Annotated in this window: 16 protein-coding genes; 3 read left to right on the top strand and 13 right to left on the bottom strand. The window is 71.3% G+C overall.

All coding sequences use genetic code 11. The features are described from left to right. The first annotated feature begins 18 nt into the window (after positions 1-18). Positions 19-927: a DUF2470 domain-containing protein gene (locus tag OTB16_RS24260; RefSeq protein ID WP_420717786.1), complete on the top strand. Its 909-nt coding sequence runs from the start codon at positions 19-21 to the stop codon at positions 925-927. 348 nt (positions 928-1275) lie between these two features. On the opposite strand, the gene OTB16_RS24255 is transcribed toward OTB16_RS24260, so the two are convergent. From OTB16_RS24255 to OTB16_RS24240, 4 genes are all read right to left on the bottom strand, one after another. Next, positions 1276-2628: a replication-associated recombination protein A gene (locus OTB16_RS24255; protein ID WP_267722851.1), complete on the bottom strand. Its 1353-nt coding sequence runs from the start codon at positions 2626-2628 to the stop codon at positions 1276-1278. 39 nt (positions 2629-2667) lie between these two features. Continuing rightward, positions 2668-3285, bottom strand: a complete 618-nt coding sequence (locus OTB16_RS24250) for a vitamin K epoxide reductase family protein (RefSeq protein WP_267722850.1) — start codon at positions 3283-3285, stop codon at positions 2668-2670. 279 nt (positions 3286-3564) lie between these two features. Next, a complete protein-coding gene (hisS, locus tag OTB16_RS24245; protein ID WP_267722849.1) occupies positions 3565-4827 on the bottom strand; it encodes a histidine--tRNA ligase in 1263 nt (420 codons plus the stop codon). Between the two features lie 10 nt (positions 4828-4837). Further along, positions 4838-5551 (bottom strand): MBL fold metallo-hydrolase, encoded by a 714-nt coding sequence (locus tag OTB16_RS24240; protein WP_267722848.1) that lies wholly within the window; start codon positions 5549-5551, stop codon positions 4838-4840. 153 nt (positions 5552-5704) lie between these two features. Between OTB16_RS24240 and OTB16_RS24235 the strand changes: the two genes are divergently transcribed. After that, on the top strand, positions 5705-6487 hold the full coding sequence (locus OTB16_RS24235; RefSeq protein WP_267722846.1) for a peptidylprolyl isomerase: 783 nt from the start codon (positions 5705-5707) through the stop codon (positions 6485-6487). Between the two features lie 190 nt (positions 6488-6677). Next, on the top strand, positions 6678-7907 hold the full coding sequence (locus OTB16_RS24230) for a DUF349 domain-containing protein (RefSeq protein ID WP_267722845.1): 1230 nt from the start codon (positions 6678-6680) through the stop codon (positions 7905-7907). Positions 7908-7986: 79 nt separating this feature from the next. On the opposite strand, the gene OTB16_RS24225 is transcribed toward OTB16_RS24230, so the two are convergent. The 9 genes from OTB16_RS24225 to OTB16_RS24185 all read right to left on the bottom strand — a co-directional run bounded on the left by OTB16_RS24225 (position 7987) and on the right by OTB16_RS24185 (position 18207). Then, positions 7987-10488: a RelA/SpoT family protein gene (locus OTB16_RS24225; RefSeq protein WP_267722843.1), complete on the bottom strand. Its 2502-nt coding sequence runs from the start codon at positions 10486-10488 to the stop codon at positions 7987-7989. A 222-nt stretch (positions 10489-10710) separates the two neighbouring features. Continuing rightward, entirely contained in the window at positions 10711-11262 is a 552-nt protein-coding gene (locus OTB16_RS24220) for an adenine phosphoribosyltransferase (RefSeq protein ID WP_267722841.1), read from the bottom strand. Beyond that, complete coding sequence (gene secF / locus OTB16_RS24215) at positions 11259-12320, bottom strand: protein translocase subunit SecF (RefSeq protein ID WP_267722840.1); 1062 nt, start codon at positions 12318-12320, stop codon at positions 11259-11261. Before secF ends, OTB16_RS24220 begins: the two co-directional genes overlap by 4 nt. Before the next feature lie 3 nt (positions 12321-12323). Further along, a complete protein-coding gene (gene secD, locus OTB16_RS24210; protein ID WP_267722838.1) occupies positions 12324-14108 on the bottom strand; it encodes a protein translocase subunit SecD in 1785 nt (594 codons plus the stop codon). Positions 14109-14262: 154 nt separating this feature from the next. Next, positions 14263-14751: a preprotein translocase subunit YajC gene (gene yajC, locus OTB16_RS24205; RefSeq protein ID WP_267722835.1), complete on the bottom strand. Its 489-nt coding sequence runs from the start codon at positions 14749-14751 to the stop codon at positions 14263-14265. Between the two features lie 165 nt (positions 14752-14916). After that, complete coding sequence (gene ruvB / locus OTB16_RS24200; RefSeq protein ID WP_267722834.1) at positions 14917-15990, bottom strand: Holliday junction branch migration DNA helicase RuvB; 1074 nt, start codon at positions 15988-15990, stop codon at positions 14917-14919. 167 nt (positions 15991-16157) lie between these two features. Beyond that, a complete protein-coding gene (ruvA, locus tag OTB16_RS24195) occupies positions 16158-16790 on the bottom strand; it encodes a Holliday junction branch migration protein RuvA (RefSeq protein WP_267722832.1) in 633 nt (210 codons plus the stop codon). Then, positions 16787-17317 (bottom strand): crossover junction endodeoxyribonuclease RuvC, encoded by a 531-nt coding sequence (gene ruvC / locus OTB16_RS24190; RefSeq protein ID WP_267722831.1) that lies wholly within the window; start codon positions 17315-17317, stop codon positions 16787-16789. Before ruvC ends, ruvA begins: the two co-directional genes overlap by 4 nt. 137 nt (positions 17318-17454) lie before the next feature. Next, on the bottom strand, positions 17455-18207 hold the full coding sequence (locus tag OTB16_RS24185; protein ID WP_267722830.1) for a YebC/PmpR family DNA-binding transcriptional regulator: 753 nt from the start codon (positions 18205-18207) through the stop codon (positions 17455-17457). Between the last annotated feature and the right edge of the window lie 55 nt (positions 18208-18262).

Genomic DNA, 18262 nt, shown 5'->3' with positions numbered 1-18262 from the left:
CTTAGCGAGGAGGACGTAATGTCTCGACCACATGGGATCCCCCTGCCCAGTGCGCGTCGAAGTTCAGATTCCAACGAAACGGAATCTGCTTTCGACGACGATAAGCAAGGTCAGCCGCGTCCCAGGGAAGGCGTTCGGCAGCTCACCGGAGCCGAACGCGTACGAACCCTCGTAGAGTCCAACGCCTCAGTATCCCTCACTCTGCCGGGTGCTCACGACACTCATGAGCTGGCGGAGTTCGGGACGGGGATGCCGGCCGCACGGACCGTCACCCCGGACGGGGACGTGATTCTCCTTGTTTCCGGGGAATCCGCGGCTGCCAGGGCAGCCGCTCACGCCCAGGACGACGACCTCACCGCCGTGATCGAGATCACGGACGTGGCGCCGGTGTCCGTGCCCCATCGTATCCGAGGCCGTGCGTGGCTGGCCGGGTGGCTGACGGCGGTCCGCGGGGACGAGCGCGCGGCCTGCGCGGCGCTGCTCGCCGAGCGCCACCCGGTGGGCGAGCTGCTGGGGATGTCGGAGTCCCTGGACGCCCCGTACACCGGGCGCCCGGCGTGGATGCTGCTGCGCCTGGAGGTCGGGGAGATCTCGGTGGACGACCTGTGGGGCGCCGAGCACGTGGAGCCGGAGGACCTGGGCGAGGCCGAGCCCGACCCGATGGTGGCGCACGAGAGCGAGCTGCTCCAGCATCTGCACTCGGCCCACGGCGACCGGCTCGGCGAGCTGTGCGGACTGCTGGGCGCGCGCGGGGCGGACGGCACGACCGCCGTACCGCTGGCCCTGGACCGCCTCGGCCTGCGCGTGCGCTTCACGGGCGGCGCGGGCGGCTCGTTCGACGCCCGCTTCGACTTCCCGGAGCCGGTGGCGGACATCTGCGGCCTGCGCCGGGCCATGCACACCCTCTTCTCGGCGGCCTCGCACTAGGGGCAGGTGGTCGGCATCTGCTGGAGCGCGAGCTTCTCGGGGGCGGTGACGGACGGCCGGTACTTGGCCTTGATGCCGGTGTAGCGGCGCGCGTACGCGCACCAGTACGTCGTGAGCGGCGGCTTCCACTTGTCTGCGGTCCTGCTGCCCTGTCGTAGTTGGTCTGCTTGTCCACGGCGAGCAGGACGTCGAGGTCGTTGGCGTACTCCAGCTGGCGCTGCGGGGTCCAGGCGTACGCGCCGCCCCGCCAGGCGGCGCCGAGCGCGGTCTCGTCGGACCAGTACCGGCGGAGCCTAGGCGGGACCGGCCCCGGCCGCCCGCCGGGGCGCGCGGCCGGGGCCGTCTGCGTCAGGAGCCGCCGCCAAGTCGCTCGCGGACCTTCTCCACCACGTCGGCGTAGCGCGCCTCGGCCCCGTACCGGGTCGGTTCGTAGTACCGCTTGCCGTGGATCTCGTCCGGCGCGTACTGCTGGGCGGCGATGGCGCCGGGTACGTCGTGCGGGTAGACGTACCCCTGCGCGTGCCCCAGCTTGGCCGCGCCCTTGTAGTGCCCGTCCCGCAGGTGCGTCGGGACGGAGCCCGCGAGGCCCGCCCGTACGTCGGCCAGGGCCGCGCCGATCGCGGTGGTGGCGGTGTTCGACTTGGGGGCGAGCGCCAGTGCGATGGTCGCGTGGGAGAGGGTCAGCGCGGCCTCCGGGAAGCCGATCATCGCCACCGCCTGGGCCGCGGCCACCGCGATCGGCAGGGCCGTCGGGTCCGCCAGACCGATGTCCTCGCTCGCGGAGATCATCAGGCGCCGGGCGATGAACCGTGGGTCCTCCCCCGCGTCGATCATGCGCGCCAGGTAGTGCAGCGCCGCGTCCACGTCGGAGCCGCGGATCGACTTGATCAGGGCGCTCGCCACGTCGTAGTGCTGGTCGCCGTCGCGGTCGTAGCGCACGGCCGCCCGGTCGACGGCCTCCTCGACGGTTTCGAGGGTGATCTCCTCCTCGCCCTTGGCGATGGCCGACCCGGCCCCCGCCTCCAGCGCCGTCAGCGCCCGCCGGGCGTCGCCGCCGGCGATCCGCAGCAGGTGGGCCTCGGCGTCGGCGGGCAGGGTCACCGCTCCCCCGAGGCCGCGCTCCTCGGTCAGTGCCCGCCGCATCAGGGCGGTCAGGTCCTCGTCCGTCAGCGGTTCCAGCGTCAGCAGGAGCGAGCGCGACAGCAGCGGGGAGATGATCGAGAAGTACGGGTTCTCCGTGGTGGCCGCGACCAGCGTCACCCAGCGGTTCTCCACGGCGGGGAGCAGCGAGTCCTGCTGGGCCTTGCTGAAGCGGTGGATCTCGTCGAGGAAGAGGACGGTCTCCTTGCCGTAGCCCCCGGCCGCGCGCCGGGCGCCCTCGATGACCGCGCGGACCTCCTTGACGCCGGCGGTGATGGCCGACAGCTCGACGAACCGCTTCTGCGTCGCCTGGCTCACCACGTACGCCAGGGTGGTCTTTCCGATGCCGGGCGGGCCCCAGAGGATCACCGACGAGGCGCCGGCCGGGCCGCCCGCGCCGTCGCCGACCAGGCGCCGCAGCGGGGAGCCGGGCTTGAGCAGGTGCTGCTGGCCGACGACCTCGTCCAGGGTGCGCGGGCGCATCCGTACGGCGAGCGGAGAGCTGGACGGGTCCTTCTCCTGGCGTTCCTCGGCTGCGGCGGTGAAGAGATCTGGTTCCACACCGGAAGCCTATGCGAGCCCGCTGACAGGTCGCCCGGCTCAGGAGGTCCAGAACTCCCACCAGCGCGTCAGGATCAGCATGCCGATGATCCCGATGTGCAGGACGGGAAGCACCCAGGTGAACTCGGTGAAGAAGCCCCGCAGCCAGCCCGGCGCGGGCAGCAGCCCCTCGCGGACGTTGTGCGAGGTGACGTACCAGAACATGACGATCGTGGCGACCCAGGCCAGGGAGCACCACAGGCAGAGCGAGTTGATGTTGTACAGGGACTGGTAGGTCAGCCAGGCGCAGAAGACGACGCCGAAGAGGGTGCCCGCGTTGAGCGTGAGCCAGTACCAGCGGCTGAACCGGGCTCCGGCCAGCAGGCTCATGCCGACGCAGACCACGATCCCGTAGGCGACCAGTCCGAGCATGGGGTTCGGGAAGCCGAAGACGGCCGCCTGGTCGCTCTTCATGATGTTGCCGCAGGAGACGACCGGGTTCAGGCTGCAGCCCGGGGTGAAGTTCGGGTCCTCCAGCAGCTTGAACTTGTCCATCGTGATCACCCAGGCGGCCAGCAGCCCCGCGGCCCCGGTGATCACCAGCAGCAGGGCCAGGGCCCGGCTGCCCCCGACCGTCGTCCTCGGGGCGGTGTCCGCGTCCGTACCTCGTGTCGTCATACCGCCCGCTCCACATCTGCAAGGTCACCAAGCACCGGCCATTGTGCCGTACGGGGCTGTGTGTCCACCGTTCGACGGACATAAGGAGACGCACCCGCTGCGGGTGTTCGGCGAGCTGGAGGTCACGGACCGCGCGGCGGCGGTGACGACGGCGGGGCGCCGCGGGCTGCGCTGAGCGCGTCCCTCTCGGATCGTCCCGGGCCCGGAGACGACGAGGGCGGGGCGGGGAGCACGCCGCGGCGGCTCCCCGTCCCCGCCCGTCGGCGGCAGCGGCGGTCGTCAGGCCAGGCGGGCCCGGACGGTGTCGACCAGGTCGGCGAGCGGCACGGTGCCCTGCTCGCCGGACTCCATGTCCTTGAGCTGGACGAGGCCCTCGGCCAGGTCCCGCTCGCCGGCGACGACGGCGAACCGCGCACCCGACCGGTTCGCGTCCTTCATCGCACCCTTGAGGCCCTTGCCCCCGAAGGAGAAGTCCGCGGCGATGCCCGCCCGGCGCAGCTCGGTGACCTTCCCGAACAGGACCCGGCGGGCCTCCTCGCCCAGGGCCACCGCGAAGACCGAGGTCGCCGCGGGGATGTCCAGCGACACGCCCTCCGCCTCCAGCGCCAGGACCGTGCGGTCCACGCCCAGCGCCCAGCCCACGGACGGCAGGGCCGGTCCGCCGATCATCTCGGACAGCCCGTCGTAGCGGCCGCCGCCGCCCACCGCGGACTGGGAGCCCAGGCCGTCGTGGACGAACTCGAAGGTGGTGCGGGTGTAGTAGTCCAGCCCGCGCACCAGCTTCTCGTCGTCCTCGAAGACGACGCCGGCCGCCGTCACGAGCGCCCGCACCTCCTCGTGGTACGCCTTGCAGGCGTCGCACAGGTAGTCGCGCAGCATGGGCGCGCCGACCAGCTGCGCCTGTACGGACTCCCGCTTGTCGTCGAGGACGCGCAGCGGGTTGATCTCGGCCCGGCGGACGGTGTCCTCGTCCAGGTCCAGCCCGCCGAGGAACGCCTGGAGGGCCTCCCGGTAGACGGGACGGCACTCCTTGTCGCCCAGCGAGTTGAGCAGGATCCGGAAGTCGCGCAGGCCCAGCGTGCGGTAGGCCTGGTCGGCCAGGATGATCAGCTCGGCGTCGAGCGCCGGGTCCTCGGCGCCGATCGCCTCGGCGCCGACCTGCGAGAAGTGGCGGTAGCGGCCCTTCTGGGCCCGCTCGTAGCGGTAGTACGAGCCGGAGTACCAGAGCTTGACGGGCAGCAGGCCGGCCTTGTGCAGGTTGCCCTGGAGCGCGGCGCGCAGTACGGAGGCGGTGCCCTCGGGGCGCAGGGCGAGCTCGTCGCCGCCCTTCGTGGTGAGGGTGTACATCTCCTTGCTCACGATGTCGGTGGACTCGCCGACGCCGCGGGAGAACAGCTCGACGTTCTCGAAGCCGGGGGTCTCGACGTACCCGTAGCCCGAGTTCCTCAGCGGCGCGGCGATCGCCTCGCGGACCGCGAGGAAGGTCGCGGACCGGGGCGGCAGCAGGTCGTACGTGCCCTTGGGGGCCTGAAAAGTGCTCACGGAACTCTCGTCACATTCCTCGTCGTGGAGCGGCCTTCGGGTCCGCTGCCAGGCCGGCGGCGACTTCCCGCAGGTACGGGTTGGTCGCTCGCTCGCGGCCGATGGTGGTCTGGGGGCCGTGGCCGGACAGCACCACGGTCGAGTCCTCGAGCGGCAGGCACACGCGGCCCAGCGATTCGAGTATCTCGGCGTGGGAGCCGCCGGGCAGGTCGGTGCGGCCGATGGAGCCGGCGAAGAGCAGGTCGCCCGAGAAGAAGACCGGCGGGACGGCGGCCAGCTCGGGCATCCGGAACGTCACCGACCCCTTGGTATGGCCCGGCGCGTGGGCGACCGAGAAGTCCATTCCGGCCAGTTTCAGGCCGGCGCCGTCGGTCAGCTCACGGACGTCGTCCGGCTCGCCGACGGTCAGCTCGCCCATGAGCGGCATGCCGATCGAGCGGCCGAGGGCCTTCTCCGGGTCGCTCATCATGTAGCGGTCCTCGGGGTGGATCCAGGCCGGTACGTCGTGTGCTCCGCACACCGGGACGACCGAGGCCACATGATCGATGTGGCCGTGGGTCAGTACGACCGCCACGGGCTTGAGCCGGTGCTTCCTCAGCATCTCCTCGACGCCCTGGGTGGCCTGGTGGCCCGGGTCGATGATGACGCACTCCTCCCCGGCGGCGGGGGCGACCACGTAACAGTTGGTCCCCCAGGCCCCGGCCGGGAACCCGGCAATCAGCACGTTCGTCCTCAATCGTCGTCCGGCGGGAGGCTGCAGATCGGATTGCTGCTGCTCAGAGCCTACCGGCGCCGCTCATTACACAGCGAACCCATATACGGTACGGCCTATCCCAGCCCGGACAGCGGTACCAGAGACGCACAAGGAGACGACCCGGTGGTCACGAGCGATCAGCGGCGGCGACAGCTCGCCAAGGAGAAGTACGAGCGCCAGCAGCAGCGCAGGGCGGAGGCCCGGCAGAAGTCCCGCCGACGCGCGGCCGTGATCGGCGCGGCGGTGGCCGTGGTGGTCGCCACGCTCGTCGGCCTCGTCGTGGGCGGGGTCTTCGACTCGGACAAGAAGGACGAGGCGGCCGACCCGGCCGCGACCCCGTCCGCCTCGCCGACGCCCCAGCAGTCCCCGTCGCCGGCGATGGCGATCGACCCCAAGGCGAAGTACACCTTCGCCCTGAAGACGAGCGCGGGCGACGTCACGTTCGCGATGGACGCCGCGAAGACCCCGCAGACGGTGAACTCGTTCAAGTCGCTCGCCGACGCCGGGTACTTCGACAACACGAAGTGCCACCGGCTGACGACGGGCGGGATCTTCGTGCTCCAGTGCGGCGACCCGCAGGGCACCGGCACGGGCGGCCCCGGCTACACCATCCCGGACGAGAACCTGGACTCCCTCGGCAAGGCGAACGAGCAGGGGCAGGTCGTCTACCCGGCGGGCACGGTGGCGATGGCCAACACCGGCCAGCCCGGCTCGGGCGGCAGCCAGTTCTTCCTCGTCTACAAGGACAGCCCGCTGGCTCCGTCGTACACGCCCTTCGGCAAGATCGACGCGGCCGGCCTGAAGGTACTGGAGGAGGTCGCCAAGGCCGGTACGGCCGACGGCGGCCAGGACGGGGCGCCGAAGACCGAGGTGAAGATCGAGAAGGGCACCGTCACCCAGAGCTGACGGGGCCCGGCGACCCCCGGACCGGCCGTTCCCTCCCCCGCACGCCGAGATTCCGTCGTGCGGGATGCGGACAGCCGGCCCGGCGGTCGCCTATGTTGGCGTTGTGCAGGGCGGGCGCTGCCCGCCCCAGGAAACTGTGGACGATGCCCAGGGGGCGAACCCCCCGCAGGCATCAGGTGGAGGAGGCGCTGTGAGCAGCGACCCGTGGGGCCGAGTCGACGAGACGGGCACCGTGTACGTGCGTACTGCCGATGGCGAGAAGGTCGTCGGCTCGTGGCAGGCGGGCACCCCTGAGGAGGCCCTGGCCTATTTCGAGCGCAAGTACGAGGGCCTGGTGGTCGAGATCGGCCTCCTCGAAAAGCGGGTGCGGACCACTGATCTGTCCGCCAAGGACGCGCAGACGGCCATCGACCACCTGCGCACGCAGGTGGACGAGCACCACGCCGTGGGCGACCTCGACGCCCTGCGCGTCCGGCTGGACAAGCTGGTCGCGACCGTGGAGTCGCGGCGCGAGGAGCGCAAGGTCCAGAAGGCCAAGCAGACGGACGAGGCCCGCTCGGCCAAGGACGCGCTGGTCGTCGAGGCGGAGGAGCTGGCGCAGAGCGACCAGTGGCGCAGCGCCGGCGAGCGGCTGCGCGCCCTGGTGGACATCTGGAAGGCGCTGCCCCGCCTGGACCGCAAGTCCGACGACGAGCTGTGGCACCGCTTCTCGCACGCCCGCTCCGCCTTCTCCAAGCGCCGTAAGGCGCACTTCGCCTCGCTCGACGCGCAGCGCGAGGACGCCCGCAAGGTGAAGGAGAAGCTGGTCGCGGAGGCCGAGTCGCTGTCGAAGTCGGCCGACTGGGGTCCGACGGCGGCCCGTTACCGCGAGCTGATGGCGGACTGGAAGGCCGCGGGCCGGGCGCAGCGGGAGTCCGAGGACGACCTGTGGAACCGTTTCCGCGGTGCGCAGGACGTCTTCTTCGCGGCGCGCAGCGAGGTCTTCGCCGAGCGCGACGCGGAGCAGGTCGAGAACCTGAAGGTGAAGGAGGAGCTGGCCGACGAGGCCGAGAAGCTCCTCCCGGTCACCGACCTGAAGGCGGCCCGTGCCGCGTTCCGCTCGCTGAACGAGCGGTGGGAGGCCATCGGCCACGTGCCGCGCGACGCCCGGCCGAAGGTCGAGGGCCGGATGCACACGGTCGAGCGGGCGATCCAGGAGGCCGAGGAGGGCGAGTGGCGCCGTACGAACCCGGAGGCGCGGGCGCGTGCGGCCGGGCTGACGGGGCAGCTCCAGGGGGCCGTCGACAAGCTGCGCGGCCAGGTCGACGCGGCGCGCGCCGCGGGCAACAACGCGAAGGCCGACAAGCTGGGCCGTGAGCTGGAGGGCCGTCAGGCCCTGCTGGACCAGGCGCTGAAGGGCCTGGAGGAGTTCGGCGGCTGACGGGCCCCGGACACCGCGTACATGACGGTGGGCGCCACCCCCTCGGGGTGGCGCCCACTGCCGTGTCGCGGCCCGGCCGCTACGGCCTGCGGGCCGAGGTCACGCGGTAGACGTCGTAGACGCCCTCCACGCCCCGGACGGCCTTCAGGACGTGTCCCAGGTGCTTTGGGTCGCCCATCTCGAAGGTGAACCGCGAGGTGGCCACCCGGTCGCGGGAGGTCTGGACGGCCGCCGAGAGGATGTTGACGTGCTGGTCGGACAGGACCCGGGTGACGTCCGACAGCAGGCGGGACCGGTCCAGCGCCTCGACCTGGATGGCGACCAGGAAGACCGAGGACTGGGTGGGCGCCCACTCGACCTCGAGCATCCGCTCGGGCTCCTGGGAGAGGGAGTCCACGTTGACGCAGTCCGCGCGGTGGACCGATACGCCGCTGCCGCGCGTGACGAAGCCGACGATCGGGTCTCCCGGCACCGGGGTGCAGCAGCGGGCCAGCTTGACCCACACGTCGTCGACGCCCTTGACGACGACGCCCGGGTCGGCGTTCTTGCGCCGGTTGCTGCGGCCGCGGGCGGGCGGGATGCTCTCCTCGATGTCCTCGTTGGCCGCCTCCTCGCCGCCGAGGGCCTGTACGAGCTTCTGTACGACGCCCTGCGCGGCCACGTGGCCCTCGCCGATCGCCGCGTACAGGGAGGAGATGTCGGGGTAGCGCATCTCGTGCGCGAGGGTGACCAGCGAGTCGCCCGTCAGGATCCGCTGGATCGGCAGGTTCTGCTTGCGCATGGCCCGCGCGATGGCGTCCTTGCCCTGCTCGATGGCCTCGTCGCGGCGCTCCTTGGAGAACCAGCCGCGGATCTTGTTGCGGGCCCGCGGGGACTTGACGAAGCCCAGCCAGTCCCTTGACGGTCCGGCCCCCTCGGCCTTGGAGGTGAAGACCTCCACCAGGTCGCCGTTGTCGAGCGTGGACTCCAGCGGGACCAGGCGGCCGTTGACCCTGGCCCCTATGGTCCGGTGGCCGACCTCGGTGTGGACGGCGTACGCGAAGTCCACGGGGGTGGCGCCGGCCGGGAGCGCTATGACGTCGCCCTTGGGCGTGAAGACGAAGACCTCGTTGCGGGAGAGGTCGAAGCGCAGCGAGTCGAGGAACTCGCCGGGGTCCTCCGTCTCCTTCTGCCAGTCCAGCAGCTGGCGCAGCCAGGCCATGTCGTTGACGGTGTCCTGGCCGGCGCTGCCCTTGGCGGCCTGGGGGACGTCGGTGCGCACCTTGGAGGTGCCGGCGACGGTCTGCTGCTTGTACTTCCAGTGCGCGGCGATGCCGTACTCGGCCCGGCGGTGCATGTCGAAGGTGCGGATCTGGAGCTCGACCGGCTTGCCGCTGGGCCCGATGACCGTCGTGTGCAGCGACTGGTACATGTTGAACTTGGGCATCGCGATGTAGTCCTTGAACCGGCCGGGGACCGGGTTCCATCGCGCGTGCACGGTGCCGAGGGCGGCGTAGCAGTCCCGGACGGTGTCCACGAGGACGCGGATGCCGACCAGGTCGTAGATCTCCGCGAAGTCGCGGCCTCGGACGATCATCTTCTGGTAGACGCTGTAGTAGTGCTTGGGTCTGCCGGTGACGGTGGCCTTGATCCGGGCCGCCCGCAGGTCCGTCTGCACCTCGTCCGTGACGACGGCGAGGTACTCGTCCCGCTTGGGCGCGCGCTCGGCGACCAGCCGGACGATCTCGTCGTACATCTTGGGGTAGAGGATCGCGAAGGCGAGGTCCTCCAGCTCCCACTTGATGGTGTTCATGCCCAGCCGGTGCGCCAGCGGGGCGTAGATCTCGAGGGTCTCGCGGGCCTTCTTCTCCTGCTTCTCCCGCTTGAGGTAGCGCATGGTGCGCATGTTGTGCAGGCGGTCGGCGAGCTTGATGACCAGGACGCGCGGGTCCTTGGCCATCGCGACGACCATCTTGCGGACGGTCTCGGCCTGCGCGGCCTCGCCGAACTTGACCCGGTCCAGCTTGGTGACGCCGTCGACGAGCAGGGCCACGGCGTCGCCGAAGTCGCGGCGCAGGTCCTCCAGGCCGTACTCGGTGTCCTCGACGGTGTCGTGGAGCAGTCCGGCCATCAGGGTGGCGGGGTCCATGCCGAGCTCGGCGAGGATGGTGGTCACCGCGAGGGGATGGGTGATGTACGGGTCGCCGCTCTTGCGCTTCTGGCCGCGGTGCCAGCGCTCGGCGACCTGGTAGGCCTGCTCGAGCTGGCGCAGCGTCGACGTCTCGATCTTCGGGTCGTTGCTGCGGACGATGCGCAGGAGGGGTTCCAGTACCGGGTTGTACGGGTTGGAGCGCTGCACGCCGAGGCGGGCGAGCCGGGCCCGCACCCGGTTGGAGGACCCGGCCGACTTGCCCGGCGCGGGCTTGGCCGCCGCGGCCGGAGCGGGCTTCACGGCCGGAGCGGGCTTGACCGCCGGGGCCGCCGGGGCCACCGGGGCCGCGGTGGCCGGGGGGGCCGGCGGGGGCGTGGCGGCGGGCGCCGCGGCCGGCTCGGCCTGCGGGTCGGGCTGCGCGGCGGAGATTGGCTGGACCTCGTCTGGCAAGAGCGCTCCTCACGGGGGTCCCCCCGGACGGAGTCTGGGGGAGGATCCGGTGCCCCGGTCAGGTCCGGACATCCCATGGTAGCGAGGGTTCCCGTACCCCGTTCGCCGAGGCCGCGCCCCGGGCCGCCGGGGCCGGATCCGCCCATCCGGGCACCGGTGGTGTACGCGAAAGCGGCGGGCGCCCGGGGTGAACCGGGTGCCCGCCGCTCGTGAGCCGGGTGCTCAGACCACGATCAGGGCGTCCAGCGGGGCCCCGTCCAGGGCGCCGGCCAGTCTGGCCCGCCCCGGCAGGAACGACAGCTCCATCAGGACCGCCACCCCCGCGACGTCCGCCCCGGCCCGCCGGATGAGCTCCAGCGAGGCCCCGGCGGTGCCGCCGGTGGCCAGGACGTCGTCGATGACCATGACCCGGTCACCGGCCGACAGGTCCTCCGCGTGGATCTCGATCTCGGCGGTCCCGTACTCCAGCTCGTACGACTGCGCGAGCGTCGCGCCCGGCAGCTTTCCGGCCTTGCGCACCGGTACGAAGCCGATCCCGGCCTGCACGGCGACCGGGGCCGCCAGGATGAACCCGCGCGCCTCCAGCCCGACGATCTTCGTCGCGCCGTACCGCCCGGCCAGCTCCACGAGCGCGTCCGTCAGCGCGGCGAACGCCTTCGGGTCCGCCAGCAGCGGGGTGATGTCCTTGAACATCACGCCGGGCTTCGGGTAGTCCGGTACGTCCTTGATCCGGCTGAGCAGCAGCCCCCGCGTGTCCTCGGTCAGCGCGGTCACCGGCGACGCCCCGGCCGGCCCGGTGCCACGGCCTCGGGTGCGTCACCGGCGCCGGCGTCGTAGCCGTCGTCCGTGGACTCGCCCTTGGCCGCCGCGCCCGCCCGCTTCGCGAGCACGCGCTTCTTCAGCGCCTTCATGGCCGGCTCGCGCTCCTTCAGGTCGACGACCAGCGGGGTCGCGATGAAGATCGAGGAGTACGCGCCGGCGGCGAGGCCGACGAACAGCGACAGCGAGATGTCGTTCAGCATGCCGGCGCCCAGGAAGCCGCCGCCGATGAACAGCAGGGCCCCGACCGGGAGCAGCGCCACGACCGTGGTGTTGATCGAGCGGACCAGGGTGCCGTTGATGCTTCGGTTGGCGATCTCGCTGTACGTGAAGCGGGTCTGCTTGGTGATGTCCTTCGACCCCTCCTTGAGACCGTCGAAGACGACGACGGTGTCGTAGAGGGAGTAACCGAGGATCGTCAGCAGGCCGATGACCGTGCCCGGGGTGACCTCGAAGCCGACCAGCGCGTAGACGCCGACCGTGATCGTGAGGTCGTGGATCAGGGCGATCAGTGCCGCGACCGCCATGCGCCACTCGAAGGCGATGGCGAGGTAGATCACCACGAGGACCATGAAGATGCCGAGGCCGGTCCACGCCTTGTTCGCGATCTGGGAGCCCCAGCTGGGGCCGACCAGGTCGGCGTTGATGTCGGCCTCGTTGACCTTGAGGTCGGAGGCCAGCTGCTTCTTCACGTCGCTCGCGGCGGCGGTGTCCACACCCGAGATCTGGATCCGCAGGCCGCCGGTGCCGAGCTCCTGGACGATCGCGTCGTGCCCGGAGGCCGCTTCCGAGTCCTCCGTGGCCTTCGCGACCGAGACGGAGGTCTTCGGGGTGGTGAAGACGGCACCGCCCTTGAACTCGATCCCCATGTTGAGGCCCTGAACGGCCACGGCCACGATGGCCGTGATGGTGATCAGGATGGAAACGCCGTACCAGAGAAAGCGCTTGCCGACGAAGTCGTAGCCGACCTCACCGCGGTACAGCCTGGCGCCGAGATCTCCCAGCTTCGACATCTCTCACGCCTCCTTTGCGTCGACGGGGGCGGGGGCGGGACCGGTGCGGCGGGACCGGCGCAGCGGGGGCTTGGCGCCGAGCCGCTTCGGGTCCAGCCCGGACCACGGGTGGCCGCTGGAGAAGAACTTCGTCCGCGCCAGCAGCGTCATGACGGGCTTGGTGAAGAGGAACACCACGACGACGTCGAGCAGGGTCGTCAGACCCAGTGTGAAGGCGAAGCCCTGGACCTTGCCCACGGTGACGATGAAGAGCACCGCGGCGGCGAGGAACGACACGAAGTCGGAGACCAGGATCGTGCGCCGGGCGCGCGGCCAGGCGCGCTCGACGGCCGGACGCAGGGTGCGGCCCTCGCGGATCTCGTCGCGGATTCGTTCGAAGTACACGATGAACGAGTCCGCTGTGATGCCGATGGCCACGATCGCCCCGCAGACGGCGGGCAGGTTCAGCGCGAAGCCGATGCCCTTCCCGAGGAGCGACATGATCGTGTAGGTGAGGACCGCGGACACCAGGAGGCTGATGATCGCGATGAACGCCAGGCCGCGGTAGTACACCAGCAGGTAGATCACGACGAGGAGCATGCCGATCGCACCGGCGATGAGGCCGGCGCGCAGCTGCTCGCCGCCGAGGGCGGCGGTGACGGTGGTGACGCTGTCCTCGCTGAAGGAGAGCGGCAGGGCGCCGTACGAGAGCATGTTGCCCAGGTCCTGCGCGGACTGCTGGGTGAAGCCGCCGGAGATCTGCGCGTTGCCGCCCATGATCGCGGAGGAGACGGACGGGTCGGAGACGACGTCCCCGTCGAGGACGATCGCGAACTGGTTCTGCGGCGGCTGCTTGGCGGAGAGCTCGCCGGTGACCTTCGCGAAGGCGTCGCTGCCCTTGTCGTTGAAGTCCATCGTGACGATCCACTGACCCGACTGCGGATCGATGACGCCCTTGGCGCTCTTGATGTCCTTGCCCTCTACGGCGGCCGGACCGAGCACCCACTTGCCCCAGGCCTCGCCGCGCTGGCCGCAGGCGAGCGCCGGCTCGGTGGGCTTGACGCCCTGGCCGACGGCGGCGCGCTGCGCCTCGTCGGTGCAGTCGAGGGTGGCGAACCGGGCCTGGAGGTCGGCCGCGGCCGCCTCGTCACCGGTCGGCGGGGCCGACGCGGAGGGGGACGGGGCCTTGGTGTCGTCTGCCTTCTTCGACTCGCTCGCCGAGGGCGAGGGAGTGGGGGCGTTCGGGGCCTTGAGGGCCTCACTGAGCGCGCGGCCCTGGGAAGTGGCGCTGGACGACGGGGTGGCCGACGGAGAGGACTTGTTGCCGTCGGCCTTGGGAGCGCCGGAGCCGCTGGCGGAGGGACTCGGGCTCGGGCTGCCCTCGGGAGCGGCGGGGGCGCCGTCCGCGAAGGCGATCACCGGGCGGAAGTAGAGCTGGGCGGTGGTACCGACCTGCTCGCGCGCCTGCTTCTCGTTCATCCCCTTGGGGATGTTGACGATGATGTGGTCGCGGCCCTGGGTCTGGACCTCGGCCTCGGAGACGCCGAGACCGTTGACGCGGCGCTCGATGATGCCGACCGCCGTGTTCATGTTGGTCTCGTTGATCGCGTCCGGCTTGCCGGGCTCGCTCTTGGCCTTGAGCGTGATGCTCGTGCCGCCGGCGAGGTCGATGCCGAGCCGGGGAGTCGTCTGGTCCGAGACGAACATCCCCGCGGTGAGCGCCACCATCGCGATCAGGATGATCGCCAGGGCACGCCCCGGCCTCCCCTGAGCCCCCGTGGGCCGCCGGCCCTTCTTCGGTGCTGCCACCTTGTCGTTTCTCCCTGTCCAACCGCCCCGCGCCGGGTCAGCGCGCGGACGGCCACGAAATGTGTGGTGGGGACCCCTGCCCCCCGCAGAAGTGGGTCACTGACCGGGACCGCGACGGCCGCCGGTCAGGCGCCCCGCGGTCCCGGACCGCGCGCTACTTCGCGCCGGCCTCGCCGTCGGTCTTGCCGTCGGTCTTGCCGTCCTTGGGCTCGTCGCCGGGCTCGTCGGCCGAGCCCTCCTTCTTGCCGAGGTCGGGCTTGGGAGCCTCGTCCTCGTGCTTCGTGAGGTCCGCCTTCGGCGTCCCGGTGAGTGAGGACGCGTCGTCGGGGACGACCGGCGTGTCGTTCTCGGCGTCGGCGACGACGCCGTGGACGATGCGGTTGTACTCCTCGTCCTCCAGTACGGCGCCGATGGAGTTCTTCGCGTAGATGGCGTGGACGCCGGGGGCCACCTCGAGGGTGACGGTGTCGTCGCCGATCTCCTTCACCGTGGCGTACATTCCGCCGATGGTGCGGACACCGGTGCCGGGCGTCATTTCGTTGCGCATCTGCGCGGCCGCCTGCTGCTTCTTCTTGGCGGAGCGGGTCATCAGGAACATCGCCCCGATGAGCACGATGAACGGGAGGAGTGTCACGAGATTCACGGGACGGAGATCCTTCGCACGACCGCACGCGGACGGCGGCCTTTTTACGGGGGGTGGGCATGCCGACCCGAAGGGTCGGCATCGGCGGAGTCTAGGCGAGTCCGCACCGATGGAACAACGCCCAGCATGGCATCGCAGTTCCTGAGGGGGCGAACGTCCGCGCCGTCAGGCCCCGAACAAGCCCTGTTGTCCGCTTGATCCGCTCCCGCCGTGCTGCGGCGGTACGAGTCCCAGGTGGGCCCATGCGGCGGGCGTCGCCACCCGTCCCCTGGGCGTGCGCGCCAGCAGGCCCTCGCGGACCAGGAACGGCTCCGCGACCTCCTCGACGGTCTCCCGCTCCTCGCCCACGGCCACGGCCAGGGTCGACAGGCCGACGGGACCGCCGCCGAAGAGCTTGAGCAGGGCCTCCAGCACGCCACGGTCGAGCCGGTCCAGCCCGCGCTCGTCCACCTCGTAGACCTTGAGGGCGGTGCCGGCGACCTCGCGGTTGATCACGCCGTCCGCGCGGACCTGGGCGTAGTCGCGCACCCGGCGCAGCAGGCGGTTGGCGATGCGCGGGGTGCCGCGGGAACGCCCGGCGATCTCCGCTGCGCCCGCGGTGTCGATCTCCACGTCGAGGAGGCCGGCGGAGCGGTGGATGACGCGCTCCAGTTCCTCGGGGGCGTAGAACTCCATGTGCCCCGTGAAGCCGAAGCGGTCGCGCAGCGGCGGGGGCAGCAGGCCGGCCCGGGTGGTGGCCCCGACGAGGGTGAAGGGCGGCAGTTCCAGGGGGATGGCGGTGGCCCCGGGGCCCTTGCCGACGATCACGTCGACGCGGAAGTCCTCCATGGCCATGTAGAGCATCTCCTCGGCGGGCCGCGACATGCGGTGGATCTCGTCGAGGAAGAGCACCTCGCCCTCCTGGAGGGAGGAGAGGATCGCGGCGAGGTCGCCGGCGTGCTGGATCGCGGGGCCCGAGGTGATGCGGATGGGGGCGCCCATCTCGGCGGCGATGATCATCGACAGGGTCGTCTTGCCGAGGCCGGGCGCGCCGGACAGCAGGACGTGGTCGGCGGTGGCCCCGCGCTGCCGGGCTGCCTTGAGGACCAGGTCCAGCTGCTGGCGGACCTTCTCCTGGCCGACGAACTCACCGAGGTCCTTGGGCCGCAGGGCCGCCTCCACGGCGGTGTCCTCGCCGTCCGCGGCGGCCTCGACGATCCGTGCCTCGTCCTCGGCGGTGGTGTCGTCGTCCCAGTTCACGGTGTCAGTCTGCCTTCTCGGTTGCTGCGGTTGCTGCGATGGCCGCGGGTACGGCCGGTCGGGCGGCCCGCGGGCCGCCCGTCGGGGCCCGCGGCGTTCTCACGCCGCCCGCGGGACCGGTACGTGGCCTGACGCGGGGCTTGCGGCGGGCGGGCGGCGGGGCCCCCCTAGCGGGCCCGGTTCAGGGACTGCAGGGCCGCCCGCAGGAGCTGCGGTACGGGGGCCACTCCGCCGGCCGCGATGGCCTCCTCGGCCTGCGGGGTCACCGCGGAGACGGCTTCCTCCGCGTCGCGCGCGGCGTAGCCCAGCCCGATCAGGGCCGCGGCGAGCTGCTCGGTCCAGGGCGCGGGACCGGCCGTCACCCCCCGCTGGGCCCCGACGAGGCCGCTGGCCCCCAGTGGGGCCCCCAGCTTGTCCTTCAGGTCCAGCAGCAGCTTCTGGGCGCCCTTCTTGCCGATGCCCGGCACCGCCGTCAGCGCCTTCTCGTCTCCCGTCGAGACGGCGGTCCGCAGCGCGTCGGGGCGGTGCACCCCGAGCATCGCCTGCGCCAGCCTCGGCCCGACCCCGCTCGCGGTCTGCAGCACCTCGAAGACCTGCCGCTCGTCGTCGTCGGCGAATCCGTACAGGGTGAGCGAGTCCTCCCGTACGACCAGGGAGGTGGCCAGCCGGGCCGGCTCGCCCGTGCGCAGGCCGGCGATCGTGTGCGGCGTGCAGTGCACGGCCATGCCCACTCCCCCGACCTCGATCACGGCAAGGGTGGGGGCGAGCGCGGCGACCGGGCCGCTGACGAAGGCGATCATCGGGTACGGCCTTTCGAGGCGTGCAGGGCGACCGCCCGCTGGAGGCGGTTCTGGGCGGGGGCCCGCCAGATGTGACAGATGGCGAGGGCGAGGGCGTCGGCGGCGTCGGCGGGCTTCGGCGGCTCGGCGAGCCGCAGCAGCCGGGTGACCATGGCGCCGACCTGGGCCTTGTCGGCGCGGCCGCTGCCGGTGACGGCGGCCTTGACCTCGCTCGGGGTGTGCAGGGCGACCGGGATGCCGCGGCGGGCCGCGCACAGCATGGCGACGGCGCTCGCCTGGGCGGTGCCCATCACGGTGCTCACGTTGTGCTGGCTGAACACCCGCTCCACGGCGACGACTTCGGGGCGGTGCGCGTCGAGCCACTCCTCGATGCCCCGCTCGATGGCGACGAGCCTCAGGCCGAGCTCGGCGTCGGCGGGCGTTCGTACGACCCCCACCGCGAGCATGGTCAGGGGACGGCCGGCGACACCCTCGACGACGCCGACGCCGCAGCGCGTCAGCCCCGGGTCCACACCGAGTACCCGCACCCTGCCCCCTGTCCGTTCGATCGCCCGTCCGTGTGCGTGCAGGCTATCCGGCGCCACTGACATCGCGCACAACGCGACGGCGGGCCGCCGGGGTGTGTCCCCGTCGGCCCGCCGTTCGAAAGGTTCCGGTGGACGCGTTACGCGTCGACCTTCTCCATGACCTCGTCCGAGACGTCGAAGTTGGCGAAGACGTTCTGCACGTCGTCGCTGTCCTCCAGCGCGTCGATGAGCTTGAAGATCTTGCGCGCTCCCTCTTCGTCCAGCTCGACCTGCATGGTCGGCAGGAAGTTGGAGTCGGCGGAGTCGTAGTCGATGCCCGCCTGCTGGAGCGCGGTGCGGACCGCGACCATGTCGGTGGCCTCGCTGATGACCTCGAAGCTCTCGCCGAGGTCGTTGACCTCTTCGGCGCCCGCCTCCAGTACCGTCTCCAGGACGTCGTCCTCGGACAGCTCGCCCTTGGGCAGCAGGACGACACCCTTGCGGTTGAACAGGTACGAGACCGAACCCGGGTCGGCCATCGAGCCGCCGTTGCGGGTCATGGCGACCCGTACGTCGGACGCGGCTCGGTTGCGGTTGTCGGTGAGGCATTCGATGAGCACCGCGACGCCGTTCGGGCCGTATCCCTCGTACATGATCGTCTCGTAGTCGGCGCCGCCGGCCTCGAGGCCGCCGCCGCGCTTGACCGCGGAGTCGATGTTCTTGTTCGGGACCGAGCTCTTCTTGGCCTTCTGGATGGCGTCGAAGAGCGTCGGGTTGCCGTCGATGTCGGCGCCGCCCATACGGGCCGCGACCTCGATGTTCTTGATCAGCTTCGCGAAGAGCTTGCCGCGCTTGGCGTCGACCACGGCCTTCTTGTGCTTCGTCGTAGCCCATTTAGAGTGGCCGGACATCTGCCTGTCTCCTTCGCGTCACCAACAGTGTTCGCCACAGATCCTACCGGGACGC

Origin of the sequence: Streptomyces antarcticus (genome assembly GCF_026627255.1) — a bacterium.
Taxonomy (GTDB): domain Bacteria; phylum Actinomycetota; class Actinomycetes; order Streptomycetales; family Streptomycetaceae; genus Streptomyces; species Streptomyces antarcticus.
The sequence above is the reverse complement of the archived record's forward strand: the minus strand, read 5'-3'. Positions and strand labels throughout refer to the sequence as shown.

What these genes read in the sequence shown, in the direction of transcription:
- OTB16_RS24250 (WP_267722850.1), bottom strand. Translation starts at nt 3,285, where the DNA reads ATGACGACACGAGGTACGGACGCGGACACCGCCCCGAGGACGACGGTC.
- secF (WP_267722840.1), bottom strand. Translation starts at nt 12,320, where the DNA reads ATGTCGAAGCTGGGAGATCTCGGCGCCAGGCTGTACCGCGGTGAGGTC.
- OTB16_RS24260 (WP_420717786.1), top strand. Translation starts at nt 19, where the DNA reads ATGTCTCGACCACATGGGATCCCCCTGCCCAGTGCGCGTCGAAGTTCA.
- ruvA (WP_267722832.1), bottom strand. Translation starts at nt 16,790, where the DNA reads ATGATCGCCTTCGTCAGCGGCCCGGTCGCCGCGCTCGCCCCCACCCTT.
- OTB16_RS24185 (WP_267722830.1), bottom strand. Translation starts at nt 18,207, where the DNA reads ATGTCCGGCCACTCTAAATGGGCTACGACGAAGCACAAGAAGGCCGTG.